We start from the raw sequence: 10,732 nt of genomic DNA, 5'->3' as shown, positions 1-10,732 counted from the left end.
CCCCCCCCCCCCCGGGTACCCCCCCCCCCCCCCCGCCCCCCCCGGGGCCGCGGGGGGGGGGGGCCCCCCCCCCGGCGGCCCCCCGGGGCCCCCCCCCCACGACCCCATTCAGGTGATGGGTGAGGGGCACCCTTTACCAGTTACTTGGTAAAGGGTGCCCCTCACTCCGTTCTCAGCCCGTGAGCGCGAGGGGTTACAGGACGTGCTCGGGTCTGATCGGTAGGTCGTGGACTCGGCGGCCGGTGGCGTGGAAGACCGCGTTGGCGATCGCGGGCGCCGTGCCGACCATGCCGATCTCGCCGACCCCTTTGACCCCGAGCGGGTTGACGAACTTGTCCTCCACCTCGACCAGTTCGACCTCCACGTCGGGAGCATCGGCGTTGACCGGGACGAGGTAGTCGCCCAGGCTCGCGTTCGCCCACCGGCCATCGCGGCTGTCCATCTCGGTGCCCTCCAGGAGGGCCTGACCGATGCCCCAGATCATGCCGCCCACCAGCTGGCTGCGAGCGGTCTTCGCATTGAGCACCCGGCCCGGCGCGAACGCGCCGACCAACCGCCGAACCCGGACGAGCCCGAGATCGGGGTCCACGGCGACCTCGGCGAACTGGGCCCCGAAGGTGGCCAGGCCGTACGGCGCGTCCTGGCCGGGCGGCGTCCAACTCCCGGACGCCTCGGCGTCGGTCATGAAGTGGCGCCGCAGCAGTTCGCCGTAGGTTTCGCCGATGTCGGCCCGGTCCCGCAGCGCCATCCGGCCGTCGCCGACGACCACCGCGCTCGGGTCCGCGCCGTGCAGCGGCGAGTTCTCGTCCGCGGTGGCCTGGGCGACTAGTTGATCTCGCAGCGCCACCACGGCGTTGTGGACGGCTGCGCTGACCATGCCCGATCCGGCCGAACCGACCGCGGCAGCGGTGTTGGGGAGGTCCGTGTCCCCGTACTCGAAGCGCACCCGCTGCACCGCAACGCCCATGGCATCGGCGGCGACCTGGGTCATCGCGGTCGCGGATCCGGTGCCGAAGTCCTGGGTGCCTGCCTGCACGACCAGATTGCCGTCGGCGTAGATGCGGGCGCGGGCCCGCTGCGGCTGCGGCGGGAAGTACACCGGATAGCCGGAGGTGGCCATCCCGCTGCCGATCAGCCAGTTCCCGTCCCGGCGTGCGCGGGGCTCGGGGTCGCGGTCGTGCCAGCCGAAGCGCTGGGCAGCGCGCTGGTAGCACTCCAGCAGGCCGTTGCTCGACCACGGCCTGCCGTTGGTCGGGTCCACGTCCGTGCGGTTGCGAATCCGCAGTTCGAGCGGGTCGATGCCGACCTCGTGGGCGAGTTCGTCCAGCACGGTCTCCAGGGCGAACATGCCCGACGTCTCGCCCGGTCCGCGGGTGAAGGTGGGCGTCATCGTGTTGGCCTTGACCAACCGGTAGACGCTCTCGTAGTTCGGGCAGGCGTAGGCGATCGCGGCCACCCCCATCGACGGCTCGGCCCAGTCGTCGAACGGCGAGGTCAACGAGATCTTGTGGTGCCGCAGCGCGGTGAGGCGGCCCTCGGTGGTGGCGCCCACCGAGATGCGCTGCTCCTGCTGCTCCCGGTGACCGCACGAGGAGAACATCTGCTCGCGGGTGAGCACCAGCTTGACCGGACGGCCGACGTGCCGGGCGGCCATCGCGGACAGCGCGACGTGCGGCCAGATCATCGCCTTGCAGCCGAACCCGCCACCGATGTAGTGCGAGATCACGCGGACGTTCGAGGCCGGGATCCCGAGCAGCGCGGCCACGGTCAGCTGGGATGCCGCGATGCCCTGCGTCGAGTCGTAGAGGGTGAGCCGATCGCCGTCCCAGACGGCGGTCGTCGCGGAGGGCTCGATCGGGTTGTGGTGGTTGGCGGCGAACCGGAACGTTCGGTTCAGGCGCACCGACGCCTCGGCCAGACCGGCCTCGACATCGCCGCGCTGGACCCGTCCGGGGATGAACCCGGCGAAGATCGCGTCCGGTTCGTAGGACTGCTCGCGCCCTTCTTCGAGGGTCGTGGTCGATGCGGTGCGGTGGTACCGGACGTGCACGAGGCTCGCGGCGTGCTCGGCGCGCTCGTGGGTGTCGGCGATGACGAGCGCGACCGGTTGGCCCGCGTAGTGCACGACGTTGTCCTGCATCGGGAAGAACGTCTCGCCAGGAGCGGCGTGACCGGCCAGCGAGGGCAGCAGCGGCGGCAGGGCAGCGATCTTGGGCAGGTTGTGGTGGGTCAGCACGGCGAGCACGCCCGTGGCCTGCTCGGCGTGCGAGGTGTCGATCGAGTCGATGGTCGCGCTGGCCACGCGGGCGCCCACGATGACCGCGTACGTCATGCCGGTCAGCTGGATCTCGGCGGAGTAGCGCCCGCTGCCGGTGACCTTGGCGGTGCCGTCGACGCGGTCGACGGGTTGGCCGATGGCGGTGGTCATGCTGGCTCCCCCATCCGTTTTGCGGATTCCAGTGCGCGGATCATCGCGCGCTGCGCGAGTTCGATCTTGAACGCGTTGTGCGCGCGGGGCGTGGCCTGCGCCAGTTCCGCGCGGGCGGCGCGGGCGAAGCTGTCGGCCTCGGCCGGTTGCCCGATCAGCAGTTCTTCGGCGCGATGCGCGCGCCAGGGCTTCGTGGCCACGCCGCCGAGAGCCAGCCGCACCCCGCCGATGACCCCGTTGTCGACGCGCAGCACGGCAGCGACCGAGGTCAGCGCGAACTCGTAGGACTCCCGGTCCCGGACCTTGAGGTACAGCGAGCGGCGGGCCATCGGCAGCGGCGGCACATCGATGGCGTTGATCAGTTCGCCGTGTTCCAGCGGGTGTTCGCGTTCCGGGGTGTCGCCGGGCAGCAGGAAGAAGTCGTCGATCGGGATCGTCCGGGCGCCCCTGGTGCCCTCGACGTGCACGACGGCGTCCAACGCGACGAGCGCCACGGCGACGTCCGAAGGATGCGTGGCGATGCAGTGCTCGCTGGTGCCGAGGATCGCGTGCCCCCGGTTGAACCCGTCCAGCGCCGCGCATCCGCTGCCGGGCCGCCGCTTGTTGCACGCCGAGCCGGGGTCGCGGAAGTAGCTGCACCGCACCCGCTGGAGCAGGTTGCCGCCCATCGAGGCCATGTGCCGCAACTGCGGTGACGCGCCGAGCACGAGCGCCTGCGAGATCACCGGGAAGCGCTCCACGACCGCGGGCGCCTCGGCGACATCGCTCATCCGGGCGAGTGCGCCGATCCGGATGCCGCCGTCGGGAAGTTCCTCGATCAGCTTCAACGGCAGGTCGTTTATGTCGATCAGCAGATCGGGGTGCAGGACGTTCTGCCGCAGCAGGTCGATCTCGGTCGTGCCACCGGCGAGGAACGCGGCGCTGGGGTGGTTGCGGATGGTCCGGATCGCGCTGTCGGCGTCCTGCACGCGTGCGTAGCTAATGGGTCGCATGGCCGCCCTCCTCGGCTTGGTCCCGCACCTCGCGGATGGCCTCGCGGATGTTGGGGTAGGCGGCGCAGCGGCAGATGTTGCCGCTCATCCACTCCTTGATCTCGGCGTCGTCCGCGGCGTGGCCCTCCTCGATCAGCGCCACGGCGGACATGATCTGGCCCGGTGTGCAGTACCCGCACTGGAACGCGTCGTGCTTGCGGAACGCCTGTTGCATCGGGTGCAACCGCTGGTCGTCGGCCAGCCCCTCGATGGTCGTGACCTCGTGCCCGGTGCAGCTGATCGCCAGGGTGAGGCAGGCCAGCACCCGGCGGCCGTCCACCCACACCGTGCACGCGCCGCAGGTGCCCTGGTCGCAGCCCTTCTTGGTGCCGGTGAGGTCGAGGTGTTCGCGCAGCGCGTCCAGCAGGCTGACCCGCGGCTCGACGTCGAGGCCGCGCGTTTCGCGGTTGATGGAGAGCTGGATGCGGACCGGCTCCGGTCCGAGGGTCCGCACCTGGTCGGCGATGCCGATGGGAGATGTTCGGTGGTCGGGCACGACGTCCTCCTTCATCCGGGAACACCACCAATCTCGGTAGCGCGTCCCCGGAGTTCTTGAAGGAACTGCTGCCACGTAGAACGTTCCGCTGGTGCGGGCCTGTCCTGGACGCCTCGCGGAGCGGGGTGGGCATGGAGATCCGAAAACATCGCTAACAGGATTTGTGTAGCAACGGTTGCGAGGGTCTGTATCGATGCTCTAGTCTTCCCTGTATCGAGGTTTCAAGAAGGGGAGCAGATGCAGCACCGTGTACTGGGCAGCGAGGGCGTGGCGGTATCCGCGATCGGCCTCGGTTGCATGGGGATGTCCGACCTGTACGGGCCCGCCGACCGCGAGGAGAGCATCGCCACCATTCGAGCCGCCCTGGACGTCGGGGTGAACCTGCTCGACACCGGCGACTTCTACGGCATGGGGCACAACGAACTGCTGATCCGCGACGCCCTGCGCACGCCGGATCGACCGCTGATCAGCGTGAAGTTCGGCGCCCTGCGCGACCCGGCGGGCGGGTGGTCCGGTAACGATGGACGGCCCGCGGCGGTCAAGAACTTCCTCGCCTACACCCTCCAGCGGCTGGGCACCGACCACGTGGACATCTACCGGCCCGCCCGGTTGGACCCGGCCGTGCCGATCGAGGACACCATCGGTGCCATCGCCGAGCTGGTCCAGGCTGGCTACGTGCGGCACATCGGCCTGTCCGAAGTCGGCGCGGAGACGATCCGGCGGGCCAACCAGGTCCACCCGATCAGCGACCTGCAGATCGAGTACTCGCTGCTGTCCCGCGGCATCGAGGACGACGTCCTGCCCACCTGCCGAGAGCTGGGCATCGGCGTCACCGCCTACGGCGTGCTATCCCGCGGCCTGCTGTCCGGCCACTGGTCGGCGCAGCGGGAGCTGACCCGGCACGACTTCCGCAACATCAGCCCGCGCTTCCAGGGCGAGAACCTGCGGCACAACCTCGCGCTGGTCGAAGCGCTGCGGAAGATCGCCGAGGCCAAGGGCGCCACGCCCGCCCAGATCGCCATCGCGTGGGTCGCCAGCCGGGGCGCGGACATCGTCGCGCTGGTCGGCGCCCGCCGTCGGGACCGCCTCGCCGAGGCCCTCGGGGCGCTGGACGTGCAGCTCAGCGCGGCCGACCTCGCCGTCATCGAGGAAGCCGTTCCGGCGAACGCCGCCGCTGGTGCCCGCTATGCGGCCGCGCTGATGGCCCACCTGGACAGCGAGCGCTGAACCGCCCGTCGGGTGGCGGGCCCGAACTGCGGTCCCGCCACCCAATCCCGGACCAGGGGGACGAAGCCGTTGTCGGCAGGCGACATCGACCGACTGGTGGCCCGAGCCGTCGAGATAGTCGCGGAATCCACTCGGGGCCGCACTCACGACCAGCTCCGCAGCGCTGGCGCGACGTTGGTCGCGCAGGGCGTGTTGTTAACGCCGTGACGCGACGGCGATAGGAATTCGTAAGTGCGGCCGCGGAATTCTTGCCCTCGGCGCCGTCCGCGGGTTGCATGAACCGCATGGGTATTGGCGTTGGTGGTCGTCGCGCGCCGCGCGTGCGCCGCTGTGATCAGCCGCCCAATCCCGTGCTGGGCCGCGATCCCGCGCTGCGCGCGATTCGCTGACCAGCCATCTCGTCTCGCGGTTGACCGCGTTTTTCCTGCCACGCCGTGTGGTTCCTCTTCAGCTGAGCGCCGGTGCGCCAGCGTGTCCTTTGTGGATGGACGAAGTTCATGTCATCGATCGTTCTGGTTACCGGTGCCACCGAGGGGATCGGCTTCGAGGCCGTGCGGCAGCTCAACGCCGACGGCGCGACGACGATCCTGCACGCCCGCACCCGCGAAGAAGGTGAGGATGCGGTCGAGCGCCTGGTGAAGTCCGGGAGCGAGCCGCTGCGGCTGCGGTTGGCCGTCGCCGACTTCACCTCGCTGCGCGAGGTCGCCGTCATGGCCGACGAGATCGCGGCCGAGTTCCCCAGGCTGGACGTCCTGGTCAACAACGCCGCCATGGTCGGTTCGCAGCGCCAGGCCCTGACCGAGGACGGCCACGAGGTGACGCTGCAGGTCAACTACCTCGCCGCGTATCTGCTGACCAGTCTGCTGGAGGAGGCCATGCGCCGGGCGTCGGCGAGCCGCGTGGTCAACGTCTCCTCGTCGCTGCACTGCGGTGGCAGCGTGAAGTGGACCGACCTCAACCGCACCCGCCGGTACACCCCGGCTGTCGCGTATGCGCAGTCCAAGCTCGCGCTGACGATGTTCACCAAGGCGCTCGCCGAGTACGACCCGAGCGGCCGTACCGCGGTGAGCGTGCATCCGGGCATCGTCAACACGAAACTGCTGTCGAACTACGCGCATCGTGGCCGGTCGGTGAGTGAGGGGGCCGAACCCGTCGTGCACCTGTGCTCGTCGGAGGTCGCGGTCCACAACGGCGCCTACTACGACGGCCGGTTGCCCGCCAAACCCGCCCCGACCGCCGAGGATTCCCGCGCCGTCGAACGGCTGTGGAAGCTGAGCGCTCGGCTGACCCGGCCGTCCGAGGAATAACCGAAGTCCACCACGAGGAGCGCCCTGCGATCGGGCAGGAGCGCTGTGTGGCTCCAGCAGACTGCAGCTGCTGGAGCCGCACCACTTTCTCGGCAGTGACGCGGACCGGCCAGTTGCTACGGTCGCTTCTCCAGCACGCGCAGCGTCAGCGCCACGGCGAGGAAACCGGCGATCAACAAGACCGCCCAAGCCAGATCCGTCATCTCAGCAGCACCCCTTGCGAGCACTTTTCGGTTGCCTCCATTGCACCTCTGCCGGAGGGCAGAGCGGCCTGGGCTTTATGCAACCCAGACGCTCGCGAAGGGCTTGTTGACGCGCGCTGTCCGCGCTGCTGTTCTTCGACCAGATCAGCCAGATCCGGCTGGACCGGTGGAGCGCCGGGCGGGTGGTGCTGCTCGGCGATTCGGCGTGGTGCGTCAGCCTGTTCGCCGGTTACGGCGCTTCCCTTGCGCTCGGTGGCGCGGAATTGCTCGGCAACGTCCTGGACGCCAACCCGGCGGATGTGCCGCGTGCCTTGCAGCGGTGGGAACAGCTCCTGCGCCCCGTCGCCGAGCGCCGCCGTCGGCAGGGACGGCGGCGCAAGGGCTTGTTCGTCGCGTCGAACAGCGCGTCGCTGTTCGCGCGTGCCCAGGTGCTCCGGCTCGTCAACAACCGCATGGTCACCGGGCTGATGCGCCGATTCCTCGGGCTTCCCGAAGCGTTCGAGTAGAGCCTGTTCGTCAGCGCTTCTCGGGCACCGATTCGCGGGCGCTCGGCGCCGTCCAGACTCGCGGATTCGGGCGGCGCTGGCGCAGGACACCGTTGCGAGTTGCCAGCCACAGGACGAAGCCGACGAGGGACAGCGCGACCCCGGCGATCACGACCGCGTTCCAGCCGCCCGCCGCCCACAGCAGCGTCGCAGCGATGGATCCGACCGCGCCGCCGATGAAGTTGCCCGCCACGTACGCGGTGTTGATGCGGCTGCGGCTCTCCGCCGAGATGGCGAAGATCTGGGCCTGGTTCATGATGTTGCGCGCCTGCGTGGCGACGTCCAGCGCGAGGATGCCGACCAGCAGCCACACCAGGGAGTGGGCGCCGAGCCCGGCTGCCGCCCAGGCCGCGACGGCCAACAGCCAGCTCACGCCGGTGGCGCTCACCGAGCGACCGCGGTCGTGCAGCCGCCCGGCGGTCTGCGCGGCCAGGGTGCCGACCAGTCCGGCCACCCCGAACAGGCCGATCACGACAGCCGAGTAGTGGTAGGGCGGACCGCTGAGCAGGAAGGTCAACGCCGTCCAGAACATCGTGAAGGTGGCGAAACCGATGGCGCCGAAGACCATCACGATCCGCAGCAGCGGTTCCTGGCGGATGATCGTGGCGATCGAGCGCAGCAGAGCCTGGTACATCACCGAGGTCTTGGCCGGGACGACCGGCGTCTGGCGGTAGAGCAGCGCCGCCAACAGCACCAGGAGGACGGCGGCGGCGATGAACACGACCCGCCAGCCCGCGACTCCGGCGACCAGGCCGCTGACGATCCGCGCGGCGAGGATGCCGGTGAGCAGACCGCTGACGACGACGCCGACTACGCGCCCGCGGGTGGCTTCGTCGGACAGATCGCCCGCGAACGGCACGAGGATCTGCCCGGCCACCGTCGTCACGCCGACGGCGACGAGGGCGATGGTGAGCACGATGATGTTCGGTGCCACCGCGCACCCGGCCAGCGCGACGGCGGAGAGGATCATCATCAGCGGCACGAGGTCGCGCCGGTTGTGCCGGTCGCCGAGGGGCACGATGAACAGGATCCCGGCTGCGTAGCCCAGTTGCGTCGCCGTCACCAGCAGACCAGCCGTTCCCTCACCGACGTGGAGGTCGCGGGCGATGATGTCCAGCAGCGGTTGGGCGTAGTACAGACTGCCGACGGCGGCGCCGCTGGCGACCGCGAACAGGACCATCAGCGCGCGGGTCATCCGGTACCGCTCGGCGGAAGTCGGTATTTCGGGCATGTCGCGATCCTCGGACGGTGTCGGTCGGGACTGGCTGCATCGCCAGCGTGCCGGGGATCCCGATGGGCAAACAGGGTGTGCCACAACCAGGGTGCGCTTCGGCCGCACCGAAAACCCGGTGTGGCGGTGACTTGTTCGTCACGGTGTGACCAACGTCGCGTTCGATCACAGCCGAACGGCAGTGCGATTCTTGCTCCGGTTGGGGCGATTCGTCGGATATGCAGTCCATTTCGGACTTTCCCGTGCTGGTCGAGCCCGTCCCGACACCGGGCACCGGGTGGATCACTGGTAGTTCGCGAAGTTCTCCGCTGCGCGGTCAGCCCGCCCGCTCGGCGCTCTGCGGGCCACCCGCATCCATCAGCCAGCCGCGTTCTGCGGCCTTGACCCCGGCTTGGAACCGGCTGCGCGCACCCAACTGGCTCATGACGTCCGCGACCACTCGCCGCACCGTGCGCACCGAGATGTTCAGCCGCGCTGCCGCGGCGGTGTCGGTGAGGCCCGCGGACAGCAGCGCCAGCAGTGCCCGTTCCCGCGCGTGAAGCGGTGCGGTGTCCGGTTGGTCCACCGTGGTCAGCGGCACTGCAGCGCACCAGACCCGCTCGAACAGTTCGACCGTCGTGGTGATCACGCTAGGCAGCCGCAGCGCCGTGGCCCCGCTGCCGCTCGCCAGCAACACCAGGCTGCGGTCGATCACCAGCGCGTCCACCGGGACCACCGGAACCGTTCTGGTGGCCGCCCCGGCCAGCGTCAGCTCGGCGAGGCGAATGGCAAGTCCAGGAGCCGTGCGCGCGGGATCCGGCACGATCACCCGGTACTGAACACCGCGCCGCACGTTGTCGCGGTCGATCGGGCGGATCGCGCCGATCGGGCTGTTGGTCGCGGTGGTGTGCGAACTCATCACCAGCACCTCGGACCTCGCCGCGGCAACCAGGGCGCTGGTCCCGCCGCCGAATCGGTTGGGCGTGACCAGCCGCAGAGCTGGTGCGCCGGTGCGGTCTTGTTCACCTGTGCACATCCACGGATCTCCCGTCCCGCTGCGCCGTCGGACGCATCCGATCAATGCCGACACGGGTATTTGATGGCACTCCGCATGGGACCGGTCCCCACGTGCCTTGGTGGCGGGCTCGGTCAGAGGCCGCCTCGGCCCAGTTGTGCGAATCCGAGTTCTGGGTGGTGTCCGAGTTGGGCGTACGCGTGCAACTCGCTCCAGAACGGCACCGATCCGATCGGCCACTGCCGCGTCGGCACCGCGCGCTGGCTCCGTCCGGTGGGCAGGTCCGCCAGTGACAACGCTGGTACGTACAGGTCGGCCTGCACGATGCTGAACACCGGCGAATCGTCCTCGGGGCCGACGTACCAATGGTGGCGCAGCGGGGTCAGCCTGGGGACCTCCGCCAGCCGTCGGCGGGCCAGCGAAAGTCGCTCCGCCATCGGTTCGGGCGCGGCTCCCCAAGCGTGCCACCAGAAGTCGTTGTGCTCGACGTCGAACAGCAGTCCGCGCACCGGCGCGTCCACCAGGGCTCGCACCGCTGGTTCGTCGATGAGTCGCCAATCCGGGTAGTGAGCGCCGGAACCGGCGCGTGCGACCGGACATGCTCGTGCCAGGACCGCGCGCCACAACGGCGGGATGGTCACCCCGACCGCTCCTTCGGCCCGGTCCAGCTCGGCCGCGCTGAGCCCCGGACCGAGCACGCAGTCGGGCAGCTCGCGCAGCCAGTCGAGCAGTTCGGCCACAACATTCCGAACCGGAGCCATACCTGCACGGTAGTCGGCTCCCAAACGATCGCCCTAATGCATTAGAAGGGGAGAACCCCAGAGGGGTGGGCCACCGTGAACCCGCGCCGATGCCAGCTGCGGGAGTGGGAGGAAGCGGCTACCGCCGCTTGCCTGACGACCGCCCCCGGCACACCAATCCGCGCGCCCTCTTACTCGCGCCTCATGCGACCACGTTCACCAGAACCCAGCGGTGCTAGTGGGAGTGTTGGTGTTCCAGGTCGTGCACGTGGAAGTGGCTGTGGCATACCCCGTTGACGTGGCAGTGCCAGTGGTTGTGCCAATCCCCTTGCTGCGGGCCGAGTTGTACCGCGGCCGGGGTTTGGCTGGTGGCCAACTGACCCGCCAGGGCAGGCGCCGAGACTCCGAACAGGAGCGGCAGCACCAGCGCGAGGCCCGCCAAGCCACGCAGAACGATACGCATCACTCCTCCTTCGAGCCGATGTTTGACGAATTCCAAGGTGGCGCATCGCGGAGGATCACGGGCGCCA

General features: G+C 69.7%; 11 protein-coding genes. 4 read left to right on the top strand and 7 right to left on the bottom strand.

Going from position 1 to position 10,732, the window contains the following annotated elements; all coding sequences use genetic code 11:
* Nucleotides 1-193: 193 nt before the first annotated feature.
* The 3 genes from MOQ72_RS38115 to MOQ72_RS38105 are packed head-to-tail and all read right to left on the bottom strand — an operon-like array spanning nucleotide 194 to nucleotide 3,970.
* Nucleotides 194-2,428 carry a xanthine dehydrogenase family protein molybdopterin-binding subunit gene (locus MOQ72_RS38115; protein WP_242190797.1) on the bottom strand — a complete coding sequence of 745 codons (2,235 nt, stop codon included), beginning with the start codon at nucleotides 2,426-2,428 and terminating at the stop codon, nucleotides 194-196.
* On the bottom strand, nucleotides 2,425-3,420 hold the full coding sequence (locus tag MOQ72_RS38110; RefSeq protein WP_242190796.1) for an FAD binding domain-containing protein: 996 nt from the start codon (nucleotides 3,418-3,420) through the stop codon (nucleotides 2,425-2,427). Before MOQ72_RS38110 ends, MOQ72_RS38115 begins: the two co-directional genes overlap by 4 nt.
* Complete coding sequence (locus MOQ72_RS38105; RefSeq protein ID WP_242190795.1) at nucleotides 3,407-3,970, bottom strand: (2Fe-2S)-binding protein; 564 nt, start codon at nucleotides 3,968-3,970, stop codon at nucleotides 3,407-3,409. The genes MOQ72_RS38110 and MOQ72_RS38105 overlap by 14 nt, the downstream gene beginning before the upstream one ends.
* Nucleotides 3,971-4,192: 222 nt before the next feature.
* On the opposite strand from MOQ72_RS38105, the gene MOQ72_RS38100 reads away from it, so the two are divergent.
* The 4 genes from MOQ72_RS38100 (at nucleotide 4,193) to MOQ72_RS38085 (ending at nucleotide 7,198) form a co-directional block, all read left to right on the top strand.
* Nucleotides 4,193-5,182, top strand: a complete 990-nt coding sequence (locus MOQ72_RS38100) for an aldo/keto reductase (protein ID WP_242190794.1) — start codon at nucleotides 4,193-4,195, stop codon at nucleotides 5,180-5,182.
* A gap of 69 nt (nucleotides 5,183-5,251) precedes the next feature.
* Nucleotides 5,252-5,389, top strand: coding sequence for a hypothetical protein (locus tag MOQ72_RS38095; protein ID WP_242190793.1), 138 nt, complete (start codon nucleotides 5,252-5,254; stop codon nucleotides 5,387-5,389).
* Nucleotides 5,390-5,679: 290 nt separating this feature from the next.
* Nucleotides 5,680-6,489 carry an SDR family NAD(P)-dependent oxidoreductase gene (locus MOQ72_RS38090; protein WP_242190792.1) on the top strand — a complete coding sequence of 270 codons (810 nt, stop codon included), beginning with the start codon at nucleotides 5,680-5,682 and terminating at the stop codon, nucleotides 6,487-6,489.
* A 385-nt stretch (nucleotides 6,490-6,874) separates the two neighbouring features.
* Nucleotides 6,875-7,198, top strand: coding sequence for an FAD-dependent oxidoreductase (locus MOQ72_RS38085; protein ID WP_242190791.1), 324 nt, complete (start codon nucleotides 6,875-6,877; stop codon nucleotides 7,196-7,198).
* 10 nt (nucleotides 7,199-7,208) lie between these two features.
* On the opposite strand, the gene MOQ72_RS38080 is transcribed toward MOQ72_RS38085, so the two are convergent.
* The 4 genes from MOQ72_RS38080 to MOQ72_RS38065 all read right to left on the bottom strand — a co-directional run bounded on the left by MOQ72_RS38080 (nucleotide 7,209) and on the right by MOQ72_RS38065 (nucleotide 10,665).
* A complete protein-coding gene (locus MOQ72_RS38080; RefSeq protein WP_242190790.1) occupies nucleotides 7,209-8,468 on the bottom strand; it encodes an MFS transporter in 1,260 nt (419 codons plus the stop codon).
* Between the two features lie 316 nt (nucleotides 8,469-8,784).
* Nucleotides 8,785-9,483, bottom strand: coding sequence for a LuxR C-terminal-related transcriptional regulator (locus MOQ72_RS38075; protein WP_242190789.1), 699 nt, complete (start codon nucleotides 9,481-9,483; stop codon nucleotides 8,785-8,787).
* Between the two features lie 113 nt (nucleotides 9,484-9,596).
* The gene (locus MOQ72_RS38070) at nucleotides 9,597-10,223 is read right to left on the bottom strand and encodes a hypothetical protein (RefSeq protein ID WP_242190788.1); all 627 of its coding nucleotides are present in this window, start codon (nucleotides 10,221-10,223) and stop codon (nucleotides 9,597-9,599) included.
* A gap of 214 nt (nucleotides 10,224-10,437) precedes the next feature.
* Nucleotides 10,438-10,665, bottom strand: coding sequence for a hypothetical protein (locus MOQ72_RS38065; RefSeq protein ID WP_242190787.1), 228 nt, complete (start codon nucleotides 10,663-10,665; stop codon nucleotides 10,438-10,440).
* Nucleotides 10,666-10,732: the final 67 nt, after the last annotated feature.

It is taken from the genome of Saccharopolyspora soli (assembly GCF_022678645.1).
GTDB classification, from domain to species: domain Bacteria; phylum Actinomycetota; class Actinomycetes; order Mycobacteriales; family Pseudonocardiaceae; genus Saccharopolyspora; species Saccharopolyspora soli.
The sequence above is the reverse complement of the archived record's forward strand: the minus strand, read 5'-3'. Positions and strand labels throughout refer to the sequence as shown.